The organism is Sorangium sp. So ce1335 (genome assembly GCF_051521615.1).
Lineage (GTDB): Bacteria > Myxococcota_A > Polyangia > Polyangiales > Polyangiaceae > Sorangium.
The window spans coordinates 3,202,242-3,222,730 of sequence record NZ_CP150363.1; the positions used below are offsets into that span (position 1 = coordinate 3,202,242).

16 protein-coding genes are annotated in these 20,489 nt (G+C 71.4%); 8 read left to right on the top strand and 8 right to left on the bottom strand.

What is annotated here, in order from left to right; genetic code table 11:
• Positions 1-13: 13 nt before the first annotated feature.
• The 5 genes from carB to WMF24_RS12020 all read right to left on the bottom strand — a co-directional run bounded on the left by carB (position 14) and on the right by WMF24_RS12020 (position 8,439).
• A complete protein-coding gene (gene carB, locus WMF24_RS12000) occupies positions 14-3,280 on the bottom strand; it encodes a carbamoyl-phosphate synthase (glutamine-hydrolyzing) large subunit (RefSeq protein ID WP_437736531.1) in 3,267 nt (1,088 codons plus the stop codon).
• Positions 3,281-3,283: 3 nt separating this feature from the next.
• Entirely contained in the window at positions 3,284-4,450 is a 1,167-nt protein-coding gene (carA, locus tag WMF24_RS12005) for a glutamine-hydrolyzing carbamoyl-phosphate synthase small subunit (protein WP_437736532.1), read from the bottom strand.
• A gap of 361 nt (positions 4,451-4,811) precedes the next feature.
• Positions 4,812-6,530 (bottom strand): carbamoyltransferase family protein, encoded by a 1,719-nt coding sequence (locus WMF24_RS12010; RefSeq protein WP_437736533.1) that lies wholly within the window; start codon positions 6,528-6,530, stop codon positions 4,812-4,814.
• Between the two features lie 167 nt (positions 6,531-6,697).
• Positions 6,698-7,915 carry a molybdopterin molybdotransferase MoeA gene (locus WMF24_RS12015; protein WP_437736534.1) on the bottom strand — a complete coding sequence of 406 codons (1,218 nt, stop codon included), beginning with the start codon at positions 7,913-7,915 and terminating at the stop codon, positions 6,698-6,700.
• Entirely contained in the window at positions 7,912-8,439 is a 528-nt protein-coding gene (locus WMF24_RS12020) for a MogA/MoaB family molybdenum cofactor biosynthesis protein (RefSeq protein WP_437736535.1), read from the bottom strand. The genes WMF24_RS12015 and WMF24_RS12020 overlap by 4 nt, the downstream gene beginning before the upstream one ends.
• 218 nt (positions 8,440-8,657) lie before the next feature.
• On the opposite strand from WMF24_RS12020, the gene WMF24_RS12025 reads away from it, so the two are divergent.
• The 8 genes from WMF24_RS12025 (at position 8,658) to rodA (ending at position 17,165) form a co-directional block, all read left to right on the top strand.
• Positions 8,658-9,632, top strand: coding sequence for a prolipoprotein diacylglyceryl transferase (locus WMF24_RS12025; protein ID WP_437736536.1), 975 nt, complete (start codon positions 8,658-8,660; stop codon positions 9,630-9,632).
• A 511-nt stretch (positions 9,633-10,143) separates the two neighbouring features.
• Positions 10,144-11,046 carry an RNA recognition motif domain-containing protein gene (locus tag WMF24_RS12030; RefSeq protein ID WP_437736537.1) on the top strand — a complete coding sequence of 301 codons (903 nt, stop codon included), beginning with the start codon at positions 10,144-10,146 and terminating at the stop codon, positions 11,044-11,046.
• Between the two features lie 194 nt (positions 11,047-11,240).
• Complete coding sequence (gene rpmG, locus WMF24_RS12035; protein ID WP_012235039.1) at positions 11,241-11,402, top strand: 50S ribosomal protein L33; 162 nt, start codon at positions 11,241-11,243, stop codon at positions 11,400-11,402.
• A gap of 113 nt (positions 11,403-11,515) precedes the next feature.
• Positions 11,516-12,550 (top strand): rod shape-determining protein, encoded by a 1,035-nt coding sequence (locus WMF24_RS12040; protein ID WP_020734872.1) that lies wholly within the window; start codon positions 11,516-11,518, stop codon positions 12,548-12,550.
• A 146-nt stretch (positions 12,551-12,696) separates the two neighbouring features.
• Positions 12,697-13,554: a rod shape-determining protein MreC gene (gene mreC, locus WMF24_RS12045; protein WP_437736538.1), complete on the top strand. Its 858-nt coding sequence runs from the start codon at positions 12,697-12,699 to the stop codon at positions 13,552-13,554.
• 4 nt (positions 13,555-13,558) lie between these two features.
• On the top strand, positions 13,559-14,083 hold the full coding sequence (locus tag WMF24_RS12050) for a hypothetical protein (RefSeq protein WP_437736539.1): 525 nt from the start codon (positions 13,559-13,561) through the stop codon (positions 14,081-14,083).
• The gene (gene mrdA, locus WMF24_RS12055) at positions 14,080-16,035 is read left to right on the top strand and encodes a penicillin-binding protein 2 (RefSeq protein ID WP_437736540.1); all 1,956 of its coding nucleotides are present in this window, start codon (positions 14,080-14,082) and stop codon (positions 16,033-16,035) included. The genes WMF24_RS12050 and mrdA overlap by 4 nt, the downstream gene beginning before the upstream one ends.
• On the top strand, positions 16,032-17,165 hold the full coding sequence (rodA, locus tag WMF24_RS12060) for a rod shape-determining protein RodA (protein ID WP_437736541.1): 1,134 nt from the start codon (positions 16,032-16,034) through the stop codon (positions 17,163-17,165). Before mrdA ends, rodA begins: the two co-directional genes overlap by 4 nt.
• Before the next feature lie 44 nt (positions 17,166-17,209).
• On the opposite strand, the gene WMF24_RS12065 is transcribed toward rodA, so the two are convergent.
• From WMF24_RS12065 to WMF24_RS12075, 3 genes are all read right to left on the bottom strand, one after another.
• Positions 17,210-18,529, bottom strand: a complete 1,320-nt coding sequence (locus WMF24_RS12065; protein ID WP_437736542.1) for a GTP-binding protein — start codon at positions 18,527-18,529, stop codon at positions 17,210-17,212.
• Positions 18,530-18,610: 81 nt separating this feature from the next.
• Positions 18,611-19,318 (bottom strand): PA14 domain-containing protein, encoded by a 708-nt coding sequence (locus WMF24_RS12070; protein ID WP_437736543.1) that lies wholly within the window; start codon positions 19,316-19,318, stop codon positions 18,611-18,613.
• Positions 19,319-19,476: 158 nt separating this feature from the next.
• A complete protein-coding gene (locus WMF24_RS12075) occupies positions 19,477-20,406 on the bottom strand; it encodes a rhomboid family intramembrane serine protease (protein ID WP_437736544.1) in 930 nt (309 codons plus the stop codon).
• Positions 20,407-20,489 lie beyond the last annotated feature (83 nt).

The window sequence follows — 20,489 nt, forward strand, 5'->3', positions numbered from 1 at the left end:
GCGGGCTCGTGCGTCAGCGCAGCGCCACCGGGCTCCGCGCGATGTACTCGTCGTAGGCGAGGGTGCGCAGATCCTCGATCCGCTTCGCGCGCAGCGCCCCGATGACGGCGCGCGCGAGCTGCAGGTCCGTGATGAGCGGGATGTTCGCGTCGACAGCGCGCCGGCGGATCAGGTAGCCGTCCGGCCGGCCGAGCTGGTCGTACTCGCGGGGGATGTTGATCACGAGATCGACCTTCCCCTGCTCGATGGCGCTCATCGCCGTCTCCCCCTCATCGGGCTGCTTCGCGAGGCTCGTGCACGCGAGCCCGAGCGCCCGCAGCGCCTCGGCCGTCCCCGGCGTCGCGTAGATGGGGAGCTTGAGGTGCTCGGCGATGATGCGCGCCTCGTCGGCGAACCAGTACTTGTCCTCCAGCGGGCCGAGCGACAGCAGCACGCCCTTCTTCGGGAACCGGAAGCCGGTCGCGAGCAGCGAGTGCAGGAGCGCCTCGTGCATGTCGTCCCCGAAGCAGCCGACCTCACCGGTGCTCGCCATCTCCACGCCGAGCATCGGATCGGCCCCCACGAGGCGCGAGAACGAGAACATCGGCGCCTTCACGCCCACGTAATCGAGGTCGAGCCCGCGGTTCTCGACCGGCTGCGACACGCCGAGCATCCTGCGCATCGCCTCCCGGACGAAGTTGTTCCCCGTGACCTTGGACACGAACGGGAAGCTCCGCGACGCGCGCAGGTTGCACTCGATCACCTTCACCGTGTTGTGCTTGGCCAGGAACTGCATGTTGAACGGCCCGGTGATCGAGAGAGAGCGCGCCACCTGCTGGGCGATCTGCTTGATCCTGCGGATCGTCGCGATGTAGAGCGACTGCGGGGGCAGGACGAGCGTCGCGTCGCCGCTGTGGACGCCGGCGTTCTCGACGTGCTCGCTGATCGCCCAGAGGACGATCTCCCCGCGGTCGGCGACCGCGTCGATCTCCACCTCGCGGGCGTGGGTCTCGAACTTCGAGACGACAACGGGGTAGGTGGGGGAGACGGCCTTGGCCCGGGCGAGGATGCGATCGAGCTCGTTGGGCTCGTGCGCCACGCTCATGGCCGCGCCGCTCAGCACGTAGCTCGGGCGCACGAGGACGGGGAACCCCCCGAGCTTGTTCACGATCTCGCCCGCCTCGCCCGCGTCGGTGACGTGGGCCCAGCGCGGCTGATCGATCTCGAGCCGGTCGAGCAGGTCGCTGAACTTCTTCCGGTCCTCGGCGGTGTCGATGCTCCCCGCGCTCGTGCCGAGGATGCGCGCCCCCGCCTGGTGCAGCCGGAGCGCCAGGTTGTTCGGGACCTGGCCGCCCATGCTGACCACGATGCCGTAGGGCTGCTCCCGCTCGTAGATGTCGAGCACCGTCTCGAAGCTGATCTCGTCGAAGACCAGCTTGTCGCACGTGTCGTAGTCGGTGCTGACCGTCTCCGGGTTGTAGTTCAGCATCATGGTCTCGTAGCCGAGCTCCGAGGCCGCGCGGATCGCGTTGACGCAGCACCAGTCGAACTCGACGCTCGATCCGATGCGGTAAGCGCCGGAGCCGAGCACCATGATCTTCTTCCGCCACGACGGCGCCACGTCCGTGGCCGACGCGTGGTAGCTCGAATAGAGGTAGTTCGTCTCGGCGGGGAACTCGGCCGCGAGCGTGTCGATCTGGGCGAGGTGCGGCACGACGCCGTGCCGCTTCCGGCGCTCCCGGATCGAGCCGCGCGCCGCGCCCGTCAGCGAGCCGATCATGCGGTCGCTGAAGCCGAGCTGCTTCGCCTCCCGCAGCGTCGCCTCGTCGATCTCGGGCTCCGGCGCGGGCCTGTCGGCCTGCGCCGGGACGGCGACCTTGAGCGCCCGCAGGTCCCGTTGCATCCGCACGATCGGCTCGATCTGGTTCAGGAACCACCGGTCGATCTTGGTGAGATCGTGGATCGCGTCGACCGACATGCCCTCCTGGAGCGCGCGGGCGACGGCGAAGATCCGGAGCGGCGTCGCGTTCTTCAGCGCGTCGGGCAGGTCCTCGAAGGTGAACGCGTCGGGGTCGAGCCCCTTCACGCCGATGTCGAGCATCCGCAGCGCCTTCTGGATGACCTCGGGGAACGTCCTGCCGATGGCCATGACCTCGCCGACGCTCTTCATCTCGCTGCCGATGCGCATCGAGGCGCCGCGGAACTTGCCGAGGTCCCAGCGCGGGACCTTGCAGACGAGGTAGTCGAGCGCCGGCTCGAAGAACGCGGTCGTCCTGCGGGTGATCGCGTTGGCGATCTCCGGCATCGTGTAGCCGACGGCGATCTTCGCGGCGACGTAGGCGAGCGGGTAGCCCGTCGCCTTGCTGGCGAGGGCGCTCGACCGGGAGAGGCGCGCGTTCACCTCGATGACCCGGTAATCGGTGCTGTGCGGGTTGAGCGCATACTGGATGTTGCACTCGCCGACGATGCCGAGGTGGCGGATCGTCTTCAGCGCCACCGAGCGGAGGAGCTGGTACTCCTCGTCGTTCAGCGTCTGCGACGGGGCGACGACGATCGACTCCCCGGTATGGATCCCCATCGGATCGAGGTTCTCCATGTTGCAGACGGTGATGCAGTTGTCGCGCCCGTCGCGGACGACCTCGTATTCGATCTCCTTCCAGCCGCGGAGGCACTCCTCGACGAGCACCTGGGGCACGCCGCCGGCGAAGCCGCGCCGCACCGCGTCCTCGAGGTCGCGCTCGCTCTCGACGATGCCGCTGCCCTTGCCGCCGAGCGCGTAGCCGCCGCGGAGCATCACCGGGAAGCCGATCTCGCGCGCCGCGGCCATGGCCTCGGCGGGCGAGCGGCAGGCGCGGCTCCGGGCCGTCTTCACGCCGATCTCGTCGAGCCGGTCGATGAAGAGCCGCCGGTCCTCCGTGTCGCGGATCGCCTTGATCGGCGTCCCGAGCACCCGCACGCCGTACTTGTCGAGGATGCCGGCGTCGTGGAGCTCGAGCCCGCAGTTGAGCGCCGTCTGGCCGCCGAAGGAGAGGGCGATCGCGTCGACCTCCTCCTTGACGATGATCCGCTCGACGAACTCCGGGGTGACCGCGCAGAGGTGGATGCGGTCGGCGAGCCCCTCGCTCGTCTGGATGGTGGCGATGTTGGGGTTCACGAGGACGGTGGCGATCCCCTCTTCCTTGAGGGCCTTGATCGCCTGCGACCCCGAGTAGTCGAACTCGCCGGCCTGGCCGATCTGGAGCGCGCCGGAGCCGAGCACGAGCACGCGCCGGGGTTTCTTGGGGAGATAGGCGCCGTACATGGCTCAGCTCCTTCCTGCGGTGGAGGTGGCGCGGGGCTCCGCGGCGGCGGTCCCTGCGGTCTTGAATCGCGAATCGGCCGACCCCTTCATCGCGCCGCAGAGGCGCAGGAAGTCGTCGAAGAGGTACCCGGCGTCCTCGGGCCCGGGCGTCGCCTCGGGGTGGAACTGGACGCTGAAGAAGGGGCGCAGCCGCGAGCGGATGCCCTCGTTGGTGCCGTCGTTGATGTTGATGAACCACGGCTCCCACTCGGCGGGGAGCGACTCGTGCTTCACCGCGTACCCGTGGTTCTGGCTCGTGACGTAACAGCGGCGGCTCAGGAGGTCCTGCACCGGCTGGTTCACGCCGCGGTGCCCGTACGGCAGCTTGTAGGTGTCGCCGCCGGCCGCGAGCGCGAGGATCTGGTTGCCGAGGCAGATGCCGAAGATCGGCTTCGTGTACGTCCCCAGCAGGCCGCGCACCGCGGCGACGAGCTGGCCGAGGTCCTTGGGGTCGCCGGGCCCGTTGCCGATGAGGACGCCGTCGGCGGCCTCGGCGAGCTCGGCGATGCGCGCGTGGTAGGGCGCGCGGATGACGGTGACGCCGCGCTGGAGGAGCGAGCGGACGATGTTGTCCTTCGCGCCCGCGTCGATCAGCAGCACCTTCAGCGGGCCGCCCTCGTACGTGATCGGCTCGCGGGGCGCGACGAGGCGGAAGACCTCCTCGCGCATGTCCACGGCCTCGGCCGAGCGCTTCACCCGCTCCAGGTCCATCTCGGCGGGGAACAGCCAGCCCTTCATGGTGCCGGCCTCGCGCAGCCGCCGCGTGAGCGTCCGCGTGTCGATCCCCGTGATCGCCGGGATGCCCTCGCTCGCGAGCCAGGCGCCGAGCGAGCGGACCGCAGCGTGGTGGCTGTACCGCTCCACGTAGGTCTGGACCACGAGCCCCTGCACCTGGATCCGGTCGGCCTCGTAGGGCCCGTCGACGCTCCCGGCCTTCCGGGGCGCGGGGACGCCGTAGTTGCCGACGAGCGGGTACGTGAGCGCCAGGATCTGGCCTCTGTACGAGGGATCCGTGAGCGTCTCGACGTACCCCGTCATGCCTGTGTTGAAGACGACCTCGCCGCTCACCGCGCGCGGGGCGCCGAAGCACCGGCCTGTCATGGTCGTGCCGTCTTCGAGTACGAGCTTCATCCGATTCGCATCCATCCTCATTGACCGCCTGGGCCGCCGCGGCGCGGACCGTTACGCAAGGGGGGGCCGCGGGCGCGTGACGCGCCGTGGGCCGGTGGGTGACCATGACCAGGTCCGCGCGCGGGTCGCGCGGCGGGCCGGCATCATGCTCGAGGCTGGGCGTTCAAGCACCCCCGGATGCCGGACCCGCTCGCTCCGGCACTCCGTCGAGGTGGGCATGGCGCCCGCCGTCCCGTTCTTCCACATGCCGGGGACGCCCATTTGCCGTCCCCTCGCTCCACGTCAACCAGGAATTATCGCCTGAGGTTTCCCGGCCGTTTCCGCAGTGATTTTCACGAGCTCGCCGGCCTGCCGGGTCTGCCTAGGGGGACTGCGGGCGCTCCAGGTAGGCCCGCTCGAGGACGAGCACGTCCATCTTCGTCCGGAGGAAGCAGTCGAGCGCTTCCTTTGGAGTGCAAACGATCGGCTCGCTCGCGTTGAACGAGGTGTTCAGGAGGACGGGCGTGCCGGTCAGCCGGCCGAACTCGAGGAGGAGCGCGTGGTAGCGCGGGTTCTCCTCGGCCGTGACCGTCTGGAGGCGGCCGGTGCCGTCGACGTGGGTCACGGCGGGGATCTCGGCGCGGCGCTCGGGCTTGACGCGCGACACCTTCACCATGAACGGGTCGGCCGCGCTCTGCTCGAAGTAGTCGCCCACGCGCTCGAGGGGGAGCGCCGGCGCGAACGGGCGGAACATCTCGCGGCGCTTGATCCGCTCGTTCATGATGTCCTTCACGTCCTGCCGCCGCGGGTCGCAGAGGATGCTGCGGTTGCCGAGCGCGCGTGGGCCGAACTCCATCCGCCCCTGGAACCAGCCGACCACCTTGCCCTCGCTGATCGCCCTGGCGACGCGGGGGATCAGGTCCTCGTCGGGGAGGGGCTCGAACGCGACCTGCTCCTTCCGGAGCAGCTCCTCGATGGCCTCCTGCGAGAAGGCCGGGCCGAAGTAGCTGTGCGTCTGGTGGAAGCGGCGGGGGTTGCCGAGCTTGTGGTGGTAGACGTGGAGCGCCGCGCCGAACGACGTGCCGGCGTCGCCGGCCGCGGGCTGGATGAAGACGTCGTCGAACAGCCCCTTCGGCCGGATCTTCCCCGCGGCCACGCAGTTGTAGGCGCAGCCGCCCGCGAGGGCGAGGCGCGTCGAGCCGGTGAGGTGCTTCGCCGTCGCGAGCAGCTCGAAGTACACCTCCTCGAAGGCCGCCTGCGTCGAGGCCGCGACCGCCATGAAGCGGTCCTCCATGCGGCTCTTCGGGCTGCGGGCGGGGCCGAGCAGGTCGACGAGGCGATCGGAGTGGATGGTGCCGTAGCGGGGCTCGCCCTCCCACGTCATCGCGATGCCCTTCGTGTGGTGCTGGAAGTACTCGAGCCCGAGCTCGAAGGCCCCGTCCTTGACGCGCACCACCTGCCGGAGCTTGTCGAGCAGCTCGGGCTGGCCGTGGGCCGACAGCCCCATGACCTTGTACTCGTCGCCGAACTTGGGGAAGCCCAGGTACTGCGTCAGCGCCGAGTAGAACAGCCCGAGCGAGTGCGGGAAGCCGACGCGCCGGAGGATCTCCAGCTTGTTGCCGCGGCCGCGCGCCCACATCGTGCTCACGAAGTCGCCGAAGGCGTCGATCGACACGACCGCCGCGTCGTCGAAGCCCGAGGGGAAGAACGCCGACGCGAGGTGGGCGAGGTGGTGCTCGACGCTGTGCGACGCGGCGCGGATGCGCTTCGGGTCGACGCCGAGCGCGGCGCCGAGGTGCACCTTCGGATCGCTCGAGCTGAACGATCCCTTGAGGATCCCTGCGGGAGAGCGCCGCGTCAGCGCGTAGAGGAGCTTGTCGCCGAGGTGCGCCCGCGTGTCGCGGCCGATCGCGATGTGGTCGATGTCCTCGACGCGCGCGCCGGCGGCGCTCATGCAGTACTCGACGGCGAGCCGCGGGAACCCTGCGCAATGCTTGATCCTGCTGAACCGCTCCTCCTCCGCCGCGGCGACGAGCTGCCCGTCGACGAGCAGCGCGGCCGACGCGTCACCGTGGTAGGCGTTGATCCCGAGGATGAGCATGCGCAGGCCATCTTCAGGTGCCCGCCCGCGAGGGTCAACGCCGTGGCCGCGCGCGCTCGTGCGAAGCGCCGTGCGCGTGTGAACGCCCGTGCGCGGGCCCGTGCGCGCCATGCGCGTCGCATGCGCGCAGGACGCGTGAACGCGCGCGCGTGTGGGCTCGCGCGCGGTCAGATCTCGGCGAGGCGGATGGCCTGGAGCCGGTCGCCCTCGTCGATGCGATCCTGATCGGCCGGCACGAGGACGAGCGCGTCCGCTTCGGCGAAGCTCGTCACCGCGCCGGACGCCTGGTTCGCCGAGACGCGCGCGACGAGCTCGCCGTCCGAGATCTCGAGGCGGGCGCGGAGGAACTCGGCGCGCCCGGTCTGGCGCCGCAGCGCGCCGGCCGCGCGGACCACCACGCGCGGCGGCAGCGGCGCGCTGTCGTCCTGGAGGGCGCGCAGCAGCGGCACGCCGAAGAGGACGAACGTGAGCGACGCGGACGCCGGGTTGCCCGGCAAGCCGAGCACGTGCACCGCGCCGCCGCGCGGGAGCTCGGCGCGGCCGACCGCGAGCGGCTTGCCCGGCTTGATCGCGACGCGCCAGAAGTCGAGCGTCACGCCCGCGGCCTCGAGGGCGGGGCGGACCACATCGTGGTCGCCGACGCTCACGCCCCCGACGGTCACCACAAGGTCCGACCCGCGCAGCGCCGTCGACACCGCCTCGGCGGCGCGCGCCGCGTCGTCCGGGACGAAGGGCGCGATGCGCACCGCCGCGCCCGCGGCGCGCGCCGTCGCGGCGACGAAGTAGCTGTTCGACTCCGCGACCGTGCCCGCGGCGCCGGGCGAGCCGGGCGCGCGCAGCTCGTCGCCGGAGCACAGCACCGTGACGACGGGCCGACGCGCGACGAGCACGGTCGGCCGATCGAGCGCGGCCGCGAGCGCGACCTTGCCCGGCGTGAGGCGCGCCCCGCGGCGCAGCGCGACCGCGCCTTGCGCGAGGTCCGCGCCGCGGCGCCGCACCCAGGCGCCCGCGCGCGGCGCCTCCCGCACGGTGATCTCGTCGCCGCTCCGCGCCGCGTCCTCCTGCGGCACGATCGTGTCCGAGCCGGGCGGCAGCCGCGCGCCGGTGAAGATCCGGCACGCCGTGCCCGGCTCGAGCGCCGGCAGAGGCCGACCGGCCGCGCTCTCGCCGCGCACGGGGAGCGTGAAGGGCCCGCTGCCTGCGAGGTCGGCCGACGCGAGGGCGTAGCCGTCCATCGCGCTGTAATCGAACGCGGGCATCGCGTCGGCCGCCGCGATGTCCTCGGCGAGCACGCGCCCGGCCGCTTCGTCGAGCGACACCCGCTCCGGGCCGACCGGGACCGCTGTCGCGAGCAGCCGCGCCAGCGCCTCTTCGAAGGGGATCATCCGCGTTGCTCCCTGTCCTGGGCGTGCCGGTGGTGGTGGCCGCCCTTGCCGGACGCGAGCGCGACAGCGTGCGCGAGGACGGGGCCGATGAGCTGCGTGACGGCGAGCTCCACCGCCTTCGGGCTGCCCGGCAGCGCGAACACGACGAGCCCGCGCACGACGCCAGCGGCCGCGCGCGACAGGATTGCGTTCGGCCCGATCGCATCCCAGCTCAGGCGCCGGAACGCCTCGCCGAAGCCGTCGAGCGTCTTCTCGAAGAGCGGCGCGAGCGCCTCGAAGGTCCTGTCGCGCGGCGCGATCCCCGTGCCGCCGGTGGTGACGATCGCGTCGGCCGACCCTGCGCTCGCGATCTGCTCGATCGCCGCGCGCAGGATCTCGGGCTCCTCGCGGAGGACGGCGTGGGACGTCACGGAGAAGCCCGCGCTCGTCAGGAGCGCGCCGAGGAGCTTTCCGCCTTCGTCCTCGTCGAGGGTGCGGGTATCACTGAGCGTCAGCGTGGCGACGCGCACGGGGGAGCGGCTCATGCGGCGAGATCTACGCCGCTCGACGGCCGATGGCGACCTCTTGGTGACGCCGGCCCGCTCGCCCTGGCGCCGCTGCGCCTCGCGGCCGCTCGGGGGCGCGCGGCACCTCGCCGGCGCAGCGCGGCCGCGCGGCCGGCGGCGCGCCGCGGACGGGGGAACGCGCCGCTGGCCTCCACGGCGGATGGCTTTCGCAGCGCCGCTGCGCTAGGGGGAGCGGCGTGTCCGGCCCCCTGATCCCTTATATCCAGCTCCCCGAGATCCCGCTCTCGTTCCTGGAGCACATCCCGATCGTGGGGCAGCTCATCGATCCGGCGAAGCCGCCCTCGATCAAGCCGTTCGGCACGCTGGTGGCGCTCGGCGTCTACATCGGCGCCGTGGTCGCCACGCGGCACGCGCGCGAGCGGCGGCTCGACGAGAAGAAGATGAGCGAGTTCATCTTCTGGGTCGTGGCGGCCGGCTTCATCGGTGGACACGTCTTCGACGCGATCTTCTACCACCCGCAGCGCGTCGCGCGCGATCCGCTCTACCTCTTCGCGCTCTGGGACGGCCTCTCGAGCTTTGGCGGCTTCACCGGCGCCCTGCTCGGCGCCGCCGCGTGGCGCTTCTATCGCCGCGAGAGGATCCTCCCGTACTGCGAGGTCGTGAACAGCGCGTTCCCGCTCGCGTGGGTGTTCGGGCGCGCCGGCTGCGCGTCGGTCCACGATCACCCGGGCCGCCTCTCCGACGCGTGGTTCGCGGTCCGTTACCCGCTCGGCAACGGTTATGTCGGCCGGTTCGATCTCGGCCTGTACGAGTGCGTGCTCACGATCCCGCTCGCGATCGCGTTCGCGGTGCTCTGGCGCAGGAATCCGCACCGCCCGCTCGGCTTCTACACCGGGGTGATGTGCACCGCGTATGCGCCGGTGCGGTTCGGCCTCGACTTCCTGCGCGAGCGCGAGGGCACGCTCCTCGGCGGCGATCCGCGCTACGGCGGCCTCACGCCGGCGCAGTGGGCCTGCTTCGGGCTGCTCGCGCTGGGCCTGTATTTCCTGCGGATGGCGGCGCGCGGTGAGCCGTCGAGCGCCGGGGCGGGGCCGCTCGCCGGCGCTCCGCGCGTCGCGGACGACGAAGCGGACGACGCGGACGATGACGAGAACGACGTGGACGACGAGGCCGAGGAGCCCCGGGCGCCTCGCGCCCGGGCCGGACGTTAGTCGCCGCTGCCGGGAATTCCGGGGTCCGGGCGCCTTCGTCCGGCGGTCGAGTCGGGAAAAGCGATGTCAGGAGATTCCCTGATGCGCCGGTCAGCGCTGGACCACGCCGCCCTCCTCCCCGAGCGCGCTTTCCCCGCCATCCGCCCATGTTTTCGCGGCATCCGCCGGCAATGAAGGTGGCGCGGGCGACGGGGCGGCGCACGGTGCGGCCCCCGCCGGCGGACCCGAACCTCGGGGGGCGGGGGTCGGGAGTGCTCCGTAGGGCCTGCATTTGGCTCGCTCGCCCGCGGCGGGTCCCTTGACGCGCCAGGGGCACTAGATATCGTGGGGTGGAGTTTGCACCAGAGGGTCGGCCCGCCGACCTTCGCTCGATTGAGCTCGGTTGGCCCTTCCGACGAAGGGCGGGTCGATCGAGGCGCGCTCGCGAAAGGCTCCGCATCATCGACATCGATCACGGAGCGAGTGGACCAAATAAGAGGGAACGCAGGGGCCAACCCCAGGTTTTTCAACAATGGCTGAAGATTCGCGTAAGTTGTTCGTGGCGGGCTTGCCCGACTCCATCACCGAAGACGTTTTGCGGCAGCTCTTCGAGGCCACCGGCGGCAACGTCGTCGAGGTCAGTCTTCCGAAAGATCGCGCGACAGGTCGTCCGCGCGGGTTCGGCTTCGTCACGCTCTCGACGACCGGCGAAGCCAACGCCGCGCGCGAGTCGCTCGACGGTTCATTTCAGGGCGGCAAGTCGATCTCGGTCCGGCCCTTCCAGGCCGAGCCGCCGCGACGCGAAGGTCGCCCGATGGGCCCCGGCGGCGGCCCTGGCGGCGCCCCTGGTGGCGGCGGCGGTCCTGGCGGCGGCCCTGCCGCGGCGCCGGATCGCACCCTCTACGTCGGCAACCTGCCCTACGACGCGAGCGTCGAGGAGGTCGAGGGCCTCATCGGCTCGACGGGCGCCGGGCCGGTGGTGCGGGTCCACCTCCCGATGGACCCTGACGGTCGCAAGCGCGGGTTCGGCTTTGTGACCATGGCCAGCGCCGAGGCGGCGCGCGCCGCGATCGATGCGCTGCGCGGCGTCGATGTGCGCGGCCGCCGGCTTGTCGTCAACCTCGCTCACCCGAAGGGCGAGCGTCCGGCGCGCGAGGAGCGCCCGGGCGGCTTCGGCGGCGGCGGCTTCGCCGGCGGTGGCGGCGGCTTCGCCGGCGGTGGTGGCGGCGGCTTCGCCGGCGGTGGTGGCGGCGGCTTCGGCGGTGGCGGGCCTCCGCCTCCTGCGCGCAAGACGTTCGACGATCGCCGGCGGCGCGGCGCTCACGACGGCGATGGCCCTCCCGGCGGCGGCGGCGGTGGTGGCGGCGGTGGCCGTCGCAGCAACAACAAGAACTGGGATCGTGGTCGCGGCGGGGACGACTGGGACGACGAATGAGCTCTCCCGGTTGACAACTGCACCGTTTCCCGTAGGGTAGGCGCCCTCCAGACGGGCGGTCGGGCGTCGCTGACCCCGCTCACGTCCTCTGGAACCCCGCCGGTTGCGGTGTCAGCGCCTCCTGTGCTACCCGCGCCTGGGTTCAACCAGGGCCGCCTGTGGAAGCAGGTCGGCCCTGTCCTCGGAGGCCTCCGATGCGCGACATCATCAAGCTCACGTGCGGCAACTGCGGCCGCGCGAACTACCACACAACGAAGAACAAGCGGACGATGACGGACAAGTTCGTCATCAAGAAGTTCTGCCCGACCGAGCGCAAGCACACCGAGCACAAAGAGGGCAAGATCTCGAAGGGCTAGGCCACGCTGCGCCGTTGGCTGCTGCCGCCGGGGCCCGCGCACGCGGGCCTCGGGTCAGGCATCTGCGCCCTCGCGGTGCTCGGCATATCCTTGTTCACTTCTAGGACGCAGCGATGATCTTCGACTGGCTCTACGGCCTGTTCTCGAACGATCTCGCGATCGATCTCGGCACCGCCACCACCCTCATCTACGTGAAGGGCAAGGGCATCGTGTCGTGCGAGCCCTCTGTGGTCGCCGTCCAGCGCGATGCTCGCGGCGGCAAGAAGGTGCTCGCCGTCGGCCGCGAGGCGAAGGAGATGCTCGGGCGCACCCCGGGCAACATCCAGGCGGTGAGGCCGCTGCGCGACGGCGTCATCGCCGACTTCGAGATCACCGAGGCGATGCTCCGGTACTTCATCGCGCGCGCGCACAACCGCCGCACGCTCGTCAAGCCGCGCATCATCATCTGCGTCCCGTTCGGCATCACCGAGGTCGAGAAGCGGGCCGTGAAGGAGAGCGCCGAGGGCGCCGGCGCGCGCGAGGTCTTCCTGATCGAGGAGCCGATGGCCGCGGCGATCGGCGCCGGGCTGCCGATCACCGAGCCGAGCGGCAACATGGTCGTCGACATCGGCGGCGGCACGACCGAGGTCGCCGTGATCTCCCTCGCCGGCATCGTCTACTCGCAGAGCGTGCGCGTGGGCGGCGACAAGATGGACGAGTCGATCATGGCCTACATGAAGCGCAAGTACAACATGGCCATCGGCGAGCAGACCGCGGAGCGCATCAAGATCACGATCGGCAACGCGTACCCGCTCGAGCAGCAGCTCACGATGGAGGTCAAGGGGCGCGACATGGTCGCGGGCATCCCCAAGACGGTCGTGGTCAACTCCGACGAGATCCGCGACTCGCTGAGCGAGCCGACGAACGCCATCGTGGACGCCGTGCTCATCGCGCTGGAGCGCACGCCGCCGGAGCTCGCGGCCGACATCGTCGACAAGGGCATCGTGCTCACCGGCGGCGGCTCGCTGCTCAAGAACCTCGACGTGCTCCTCCGCGAGGAGACGGGGCTGCCCGTCATGGTGTGCGACGACCCGATCAGCGCCGTGGTGCTCGGCAGCGGCAAGGCGCTCGATCATCTGGAGCTCTTGAAAGAGGTCACGATCAGCTGACCTCCGGTCTCGCGCCCCGCCCGTGAGCTTGCCGGCGGGGCTCCTTGGGGACGCGCGGCGCGCGCCTCCTTACGCGGGCGCCCCGCGCGGCGTCGACAGGGGTGGCCTCGCGGGTCGCCCCGTACTACCTGGGTTCGGGAGCCACGGTGAACCTGAAACGCTACCGCGACTTCGTGATCGTGCTGCTGGCGCTCGCGGTGCCGTTCTGGTTTTTGCGCGCCAGCATGCGCGACCCAAAGCAGAACACGGGGGCCGACCGGATCATCATCGGCATCGCGGCGCCGATCCAGTACGCGGCCGCGACGCTGGCGCGCGGCATCTCGAACCTCTGGGGCGACTACATCTACCTGGTCGACGTCAAGGAGGACAACGCCAGGCAGGCCTCGCAGATCGCGCGCCTGCGGGAGCGCGTGCGCAAGCTCGAGGCGCTCGAGGAGGAGAACCGGCGCCTGAGCAGGCTGCTCGACCTGCGCCAGAGCCTCCGCACCGACGTCGTGAGCGCCCAGGTGGTCGGCAAGAGCACCAACGACTTCTTCCGCGTGGTGCGGGTCATGCTGGATCGCGAGGCGCGCGACATCGGCTCCAACCTGCCGGTCCTCTCCGCGGACGGCGTCGTCGGCACGACGCTGAAGAGCGCCGGCGACACGGTCGACGTGCGGCTCGTCGTCGACGCCGGCAGCGGCGTCGACGTGGTCGTCGAGCGCACCGGCGCGCGCGGGTTCGTGCGCGGCACGGGCGACGAGACCAAGTACTCGTGCAGCGTGGAGTACGTGCAGCGCACCGACGAGATCGAGGTCGGCGACCTGCTCGTGACGAGCGGCGTCGGCCGGCGCTTCCCCAAGGGGATCCCGGTCGGGACGGTGACGCAGGTCATCCGGCGCGACTTCGGCATCTACCAGCAGGTGTACGTCGCGCCGGCGGTCGACTTCTCCCGGCTGGAGGAGGTGCTCATCGTCACGACGACGCCGCCGGAGGAGACGCCGCCGCAGGCGCAGCGCAGGTGACGCGATGAGAAACTCCGCGTTCCTGTTCATGGGAGCCGCCCTGCTGATCGTGCAGTCGAACCTGTTCCGGCTGATCGGCAAGCTGAACATCCCGGGCTCCACGCCGAGCCTGCTCCTGCCGCTCGTCGTGTTCATGGGCGTGCACGAGTACTCGATCGCGCGCGGCGCCGCGCTCGCGTTCCTGCTCGGCTACCTGCTCGATCTCTTCGCCGGCGCGCCGGTCGGCCTGTTCACCTTCATCACCGTCGCGACCTTCGTCGTGTCGCGGGCGGCCGGCGTCCGGCTCGCCGCGCAGACGCTGCTCACGAAGATCGCGCTGGCCTTCGTCTTCGGCCTCGTCGAGGGGGTGCTCATCGTGATCCTCACCGCCATCTTCGGGGGCGACGCGGCGCGCCCCCGCGCGCTCGCGCTGCTCGTCGCGCCGCACGCGGTCTCGACGGCGCTGTTCGCGCCGCTCGTCTTCCGGCTGGCCGAGCGCGTGCACCAGGCGACGATCAACGTCCCGCGGCCGGGGGAGAGCCCGCGGTGAGCCTGCTCGTCCAGCGCTCCGACGTCAGCGAGTTCCGCCGGCGCTTCCGGTGGATCGCGCTCGGCATGGTCGTCGGCTTCATGGTGATCATCGGGCGCATGTTCTACCTCCAGATCATCGAGGCCGACGAGAACAAGGCCATCGCCCGGGAGAACATCGTGCGGCGCGTGACGCTCGCCACCACGCGCGGCATCATCCGGGACAAGAACGGCAAGGTGCTCGCGGCGAGCCGGCCCTCGTACAACGTGTACGTCGTCCCGCGGCGCCTCGACATGGAGACGACCTGGCCGAAGCTCATCGAGTACCTCGGCGTCGGGATCGAGGAGCGCGCGCGGCTGGAGGCGCACATCACCGCCATCCGCGCCAGCGACGGCCCGCGCAAGAACCAGCAGATCCTGCTGAAGGAGGACATCTCGCGCGACGCGGTGGCGACGCTGGCGACGCACGACGCCGAGCTGCCGGGGGTCGACGTGGTCCCGGTCCCGGTGCGCTACTACCCCTACGAGGAGGTCGGCTCGCACGTCCTCGGCTACATGGCCGAGGTGGACGCCGAGCGGCTCGCGTCGCTCCGGAGCGTCGGCTACATCGAGGGCGACCGCATCGGCGTCACCGGGATCGAGCGCGCCTGGGAGAGCTACCTCCGCGGCACGCGCGGCTGGGAGAAGGTGCTCGTCGACGCCAAGGGGCGGCGACGGGCGGGCGGCGACGGGATCATCGAGGAGCCGCGGCGGGTCGATCCGATCCCCGGCCGCGACCTCCGGCTGACGCTCGACGCCGACATCCAGAAGGCGATCGACAAGGCGATGCGCGGCCAGCTCGCCGGCGGCGTCGCGCTGATCGACGTGCGCACCGGGCGGATCCTCGGGCTCTACTCGAAGCCCGGCTACAACCCGAACGCCCTCTCGGGCGGCTCGGGCAAGCAGGTCATCCGCGACGCCTTCAGGCGGCTCTACTCCGACCCGCTGAAGCCCGCGCTCGACAAGACGCTCTCCGGCGCGTACCCGCCTGGCTCGACGTTCAAGCCGTTCACCGCGCTGGCGGCGCTCGAGAAGGGGCTCATCGACCCGCGCCAGTCCACGCGGTGCCGGGGCGCGCTGACGTTCGGCAAGCGCACGTTCCGGTGCACGCACGTGCACGGCCCGGTCGCGATGCAAAAGGCGATCGCCGAGTCGTGCAACGTCTTCTTCTACCGCCTCGCGGCGGAGTACGGCGTCGGCATGGACGTCATCGCCGAGATGGGCCAGCGCTACGGGCTCGGCGCGCGCACGGGGCTCGGCATCAACGCCGAGGCGGGCGGCAGGATGCCGACCAGGGCGTGGATGACGCTCCGGAACAAGGGGCAGTTCCGCCTCGGCTTCGGCCTCAACGCGGCGATCGGCCAGGGCGCGACGACGGTCACCGTGCTCCAGCTCGCGCTCGCGTACGCGGCGCTCGCGAACGGGGGCACGCTCTACCAGCCGCAGATCGTGCGGGCCGTCGAGACGAGCGCCGGCACGGTCGTGCAGGAGTTCACGCCGCGCGTTCGCCGCCAGATCGACATCCGCCCGGAGAACCTCACGCTCGTGCACAAGGCGATGGTCGCCGGCGTGAACGAGGAGGGCGGCACGGCGTTCAAGGCCCGCGTCGCCGGCGTCGAGATGGCGGGCAAGACGGGGACGGCGCAGGTCTCGCACCGGCTCACCCGCGGCGTCGAGGCCGAGCGGGTCTGGTACTTCAACCGCGAGCACGCGTGGTTCGCCGGCTACGCGCCGACGCGCTCGCCCGAGGTCGCCATCGTCGTGCTGGTCGAGCACGGCGGCGCCGGCGGCAAGCACGCGGCGCCGGTCGCCTTCGAGGTCGTCCGCGCGTACCAGGAGCTCGCGAAGGAGCGGCGCGGCGGCCCGAACGAGGGGCCCCGCGCGGGCAAGAACAGCGCGGGCCGCGCGCCCGCCGCGTCGGGGCGCACGCCATGATCCGGGGCGACTCACTCTCCCGCGATCGCGACCACTTCGACTGGCCGCTCTTCATCGCCGCGGTGGCGATCGCCGTGCTCGGCGTCGTGAACCTCTACAGCGCGACGAGCGTCTACTCGGGGTCGCGCGCGGAGCTCTACATCAGCCAGGTCTACTGGCTCTTCATGGGCGGCATCATCGGCGGCGTCCTGATCGCGATCGACTACCGGCACCTCGAGCGCCTCGGGTACGTGCTCTACACGTTCGGCGTCTTCTCCCTGGCGCTGGTCTTCGTGCTCGCGCGCGACGTGCGCGGCTCCGCGCGGTGGATCGAGTTCGGCGCGTTCCGCTTCCAGCCCAGCGAGTTCATGAAGATATTCCTCGTCATCGCGCTGGCGAAGTACCTGCACGACGACCCGCGCAACGAGGGCCGCACCCTGCGCGATCTCGCCATCCCGGCCGCGCTGACCGCCGTGCCCGCGCTCCTCGTGCTCAAGCAGCCCGATCTCGGGACGGCGCTCATCCTCGTGTTCGTCTTCCTGACCATCGCGGCGGTGACGCGCGTGCGCTGGAAGAGCGCCGCGCTGTTCGTGACGTCCATCGTCATCGCGGTCCCGATCGTCTGGGAGTACGTGCTGCTCGACTACCAGCGCGCCCGCGTGGAGGTGTTCCTCCACCCCGAGGAGGATCTCCTGCACCGCGGCTGGCACGCCCACCACTCGCGCGTGGCGATCGGCAACGGCGGCCTGTTCGGCAACGGGTACCTGAGGGGCACCCAGAACCAGTTCCTCTTCCTGCCGGATCAGTTCACCGACTTCCCGTTCCCGGTCTTCGCTGAAGAGTGGGGGTTCGTCGGGAGCGTCGTCCTCGTGAGCCTCTACGCGTTCCTCGTCGTGTGGGGGATCCGCATCGCCTCCATGGCCAAGGACCGCTTCGGCGCGGTGCTCGGCGTCGGCGCCGCGGCGATCATCTTCTGGCACGCGGTCATCAACCTCGGCATGACGTCCGGCGTGCTCCCGGTCGTCGGCGTCACGCTCCCGCTGTTCTCCTACGGTGGATCGAGCGTGACCACGGTGATGGTCGCGATCTCGCTGCTCATGAGCGTGTCGATGCGCCGCTACTCCGGCGTCGCCTCGCTCGATCGGCTGTGAGGGCGGGGGCGCGCGCCCTCCTCGTCAGCCCGCTTCAGTTCTCGTCAGATGGCACTTTCAGCGAGGCGCACATCGATGACGAAGGCGAACGCCTTGAGCGCGTCGCGCTCGGTGACCTCGCCGCCGGCGTGCGCCCTCCGGACCGCGGCGCGGAACCCGAGGTAGCGGCGCCCGTCCAGGCCGAGCAGCGCCGGCAGCGTCGCGGGGTCGCGCGACGCCTCCCGCGCGCCCGCGAGCTCCCCGGCTCTGTCGAAGATCTCCGTGACGAGCGCGTCGCAGCGCGCGACGGCCACGGCGTACCGCTCCGCGGCGATCGCGGCCTCGATCTCCGCGACCGCCTCCCGCTCCGCGGTGGGCCACAGCGCCACGAACGACAGGCCCGGCTGGGCGAGGTGCCGCGTCGCCGCGGACGGGCCATCCGCGCGCGCGGTCGCCGGCGCCTCCGCCGACGCGGCCAGCCGCCGGGCGGCGAGCCGCAGCGACGACGGTATCTCGCGGCTCGCCGGCTCCCGCGCGCCGGCGCTGCGCAGCACGCCGGCGTTGCGCTGCATGGCCCCGACGCTCGGCGCCGCGCCCGCGCCGGGCGCGGCCTCGCCCTCGCCCGGGTCGCCGATCGTCGAGTTCGGGGGCATGGTCGACCACGGCTTGCTGGGCGGCGCGAGACGCGAGATCACCGCATCGAGAGGAGCCGACGGCGGCGGCGACGCGTCGCGCAGCGCCGTCACAAGCCCGCCCTCGATGGCGTCGAACCCGCCGAGCCCGCTCCCCATCGCGTCGGGCAGCCGGCTCTCGAACGCGCGAAGGACGGCGGCGCTGATCTCCTCCAGCCCCTCGTAGATGCCGAGCCCCGTCTTCGCCGAGGTCGCCAGCGAGAAGGCACGGAACGGGTTCAGCATCGCGTCGAGCTCCTCCAGCGGGAGGAGATCGGGCAAGTCCCGCTTGTTGTGCTGGAAGACGAGCGGAACCTGCCGCAGCTCCCGCCCCTGCTCGGCGAGGTTGTCGCGCAGGTTCTCCAGGCTCTCCAGGTTCGCGTCGGCGCGGACGGTCTGCGAGTCGCTGACGAACACGATCCCGTCCGCGCCCGTGAGCACCAGCTTGCGGGTCGCGTTGAAGTAGACCTGCCCCGGCACCGTGAAGAGCTGGAGCCGCACGTTCATCCCGCGGAGCTGCGGGAGCCGGACCGGCAGGAAGTCGAAGTAGAGCGTCCGATCGACCGGCGTTGCCAGGGAGACGAGCTTGCCGCGGTACTCGGGCTTCGCCGTGGCGTGCAGGTATTCCAGCGTGGTCGTCTTGCCGCCCAGACCGGGCCCGTAATAGACGATCTTGAATACGAGCTCGCGCGACAGTGGGTTCACCGACGCCATGGGCGGCGGCGACGATACACGAAAAGGGGATGGGGGGCGCCGGAGCGTGCGCGCGCCCCCGATGGAGGGCGCCGCGCGTCGTCAGCGGACGCCGACGAGCGGCTCGAACTTGTTCTTCTGGCCGATCTGGACCATGAGCGCGACCTGCCCCCGCTGCGCCTGGAAGTAATCGAGCCGCAGCCGGTGCGTCCCCTCGGTGAGCTGGACCTCCCCGTCCTCGGTCTTCGCGTTGTGGACGCCGTCGTTCGCGACGACGCGCTTGTCGTCCACGTAGAGGATCGCGCCGTCGTCCGAGGTGAGCCGGAGCTGGTACTCGCCGTCCTTCGGCACCGTGAACTCGCCCTCGAAGCGGATGGCGAACCAGTCGTTCTGCATGAGCGCGCCAGGGAAGCCGCTGGAGAACTCCTGCGATCTCACCTCGAACTTGTCCGTGAAGAGCATCGCGAACGGCACGAGCCCGTCGAAGCTCGGGAGCTTCTTGCTGCCCTCGGGGATCACGTACGCGAGCCCCCGGAAGGCGCCGCCCTCGCCGTTGCCGAACGCGTTCGGGGCGTTGATGCGCGGCGCGTTGCTCGCGGGCAGGCGCCACTTCGGCTGCCTGCGGCGCGCCGGCTCCGGGTCGGGCTTCGCCGGCTTGCGCGCCCGGGAGGAGGTCTTGGCGGGGGGCGGCGGGGGCGGCGGTGAGGTCTCCGCCGGCGTGTCGCTGCCGCTCTGGATGGTGACATGGCAGCCGCCGAGGAGAGACGCGGCAAGCACGCACGAGGCGATGCGCGATGAGGTTCGGACCATGACGTCTCCTGGGAGGGAACGGCCGGACGGGCCCGCCCCCCACGTGAATGCGAGGATGCCGCTTAGACGTTCGAGCAGGGCGCGGCAATCAGCGTCGCGCCACGCCTCGAGCCCGGCCCCGCGGGCGACCCCGGCCTCCGGGCTGCCGGCCCCTGGCTTCAGCGCTGATCGAGGCGCTCCTCGATCCCGGGCGTCTCCAGGCCCGAGCGCGCCTCGAGCGACTCGGCGGCGCGCCAGACCGGCGAGCGCTGGGCCAGGGCGAGCGCGGCGACGCAGGCGATCACGCCGGCGAGCGCGCCCGCGTTCACCACACCCTCGTACCGGCGGCGCGACGGGCCCGCGTAGATCACCCCGAGCAGCGCGCCGCTGATCAGGCCGCCGATGTGCGCGGCGTTGTTGATGCGGATGCCGGTGTTCGACGCGTTCACGACGAAGCCGAAGAGGACGATGTAGAAGACGGCCTGGAGCGCCAGGTCCTTCCAGCGCGGGTCGCGTCGACGGACGAGCCAGCCGAGCAGCAGGCCCATCACGCCGAACACCGCGCCGCTCGCGCCCGCGGTGAGCACGACCTCGGGCTGAACGAGCAGGTTCCAGGCGGCGCTCGAGACGAAGCCGACCAGGCCCGTGACGACGTAGGCGATCGCGAACCGCGCCGAGCCGACGGCGGGCTCGGCGGCGCGGGCGAGCATGCCCAGCGTCATCATGTTCATGGCGAAGTGGAGGACGCCCATGTGGACGAACACCGCGGAGAGCAGGCGGAACGGCTCGAACGGGGCGCCGGGCACGAGCCAGAGCGCGCCGAAGCGGAGGTAGTTCGACGCGTCCCACCCCGAGAGCAGGCCGAGGTCGCGGCTGTGCGCGGCCATTATCTGCCCCACGAACACGAACGCCGTGAGCGCGGCCAGGACCTTCGTCGCGGGCAGGCTCCGCCCGTCGAGGAGCCCCCGCGCCGGCGGCGCCGCGTGGGCGGCGGGCGCGAGCAGCGGCGCGCCGCAGCGGATGCAGCGGTCGAAGTCGCTGCCGTTGAGGGCGCCGCAGCGCGCACAGTGCAGCGAGCGCCTCCGCTCGCCGGGCGGTCCCGCCGTCACGGGGCGAGCCCGACCCGCCGCCCGCCCTCGAGGCGGGGGCGCTGCGCAAAGGTTGTATCGACGTTCACCAGGGCTCCTTCCAC

Excerpts from the sequence above, each read along its gene's own strand:
- carB (WP_437736531.1), bottom strand. The coding sequence starts at position 3,280 with ATGTACGGCGCCTATCTCCCCAAGAAACCCCGGCGCGTGCTCGTGCTC.
- carA (WP_437736532.1), bottom strand. The coding sequence starts at position 4,450 with ATGAAGCTCGTACTCGAAGACGGCACGACCATGACAGGCCGGTGCTTC.
- WMF24_RS12010 (WP_437736533.1), bottom strand. The coding sequence starts at position 6,530 with ATGCTCATCCTCGGGATCAACGCCTACCACGGTGACGCGTCGGCCGCG.
- WMF24_RS12015 (WP_437736534.1), bottom strand. The coding sequence starts at position 7,915 with ATGATCCCCTTCGAAGAGGCGCTGGCGCGGCTGCTCGCGACAGCGGTC.
- WMF24_RS12020 (WP_437736535.1), bottom strand. The coding sequence starts at position 8,439 with ATGAGCCGCTCCCCCGTGCGCGTCGCCACGCTGACGCTCAGTGATACC.
- WMF24_RS12030 (WP_437736537.1), top strand. The coding sequence starts at position 10,144 with ATGGCTGAAGATTCGCGTAAGTTGTTCGTGGCGGGCTTGCCCGACTCC.
- rpmG (WP_012235039.1), top strand. The coding sequence starts at position 11,241 with ATGCGCGACATCATCAAGCTCACGTGCGGCAACTGCGGCCGCGCGAAC.
- WMF24_RS12040 (WP_020734872.1), top strand. The coding sequence starts at position 11,516 with ATGATCTTCGACTGGCTCTACGGCCTGTTCTCGAACGATCTCGCGATC.
- WMF24_RS12050 (WP_437736539.1), top strand. The coding sequence starts at position 13,559 with ATGAGAAACTCCGCGTTCCTGTTCATGGGAGCCGCCCTGCTGATCGTG.
- rodA (WP_437736541.1), top strand. The coding sequence starts at position 16,032 with ATGATCCGGGGCGACTCACTCTCCCGCGATCGCGACCACTTCGACTGG.
- WMF24_RS12065 (WP_437736542.1), bottom strand. The coding sequence starts at position 18,529 with ATGGCGTCGGTGAACCCACTGTCGCGCGAGCTCGTATTCAAGATCGTC.
- WMF24_RS12070 (WP_437736543.1), bottom strand. The coding sequence starts at position 19,318 with ATGGTCCGAACCTCATCGCGCATCGCCTCGTGCGTGCTTGCCGCGTCT.